Raw genomic sequence first — 354 nt, 5'->3', positions numbered from 1 at the left:
TCACCCCCGGCGAGGAGGCCGGGCTGATCGTCATCGGCGACACCGAGTCGGGCAAGACGTCCCTGCTGCGCGCCGTCGCCCGCCAGATCACCGCGACGCGCACCCCCGAGCAGGCCAAGCTCATCGTTCTGGACCACCGCATGACGATGCTGCGCGAGTTCGACGGGCCGCATCTGCTGGGCTACTCCACCGGCCATGAGCGGTCCCTGGAGGTGGTCGGCGGCCTGGCCGAGGGGCTGAAGAAGCGGCTGCCCGGCACGGATGTCACGCCCGAGCAGTTGCGTGACCGCTCCTGGTGGACGGGACCGGAGATCTATCTCCTTGTCGACGACTACGACCTGGTCGCCACCTCGC

Annotated in this window: 1 protein-coding gene; it reads left to right on the top strand. The window is 69.5% G+C overall.

Annotation, left to right across the window (positions count from 1 at the left end; translation table 11 throughout):
• Positions 1-354 (top strand): FtsK/SpoIIIE domain-containing protein (locus tag RM590_RS35845; protein ID WP_311708987.1); only part of this gene is annotated, 354 nt, incomplete at both ends.

Source organism: Streptomyces litchfieldiae, from assembly GCF_031845365.1.
Taxonomy (GTDB): Bacteria; Actinomycetota; Actinomycetes; order Streptomycetales; family Streptomycetaceae; genus Streptomyces; species Streptomyces litchfieldiae.
Note: the sequence above shows the minus strand (reverse complement) of the source record. Positions and strands in the feature narration are given on the sequence as shown.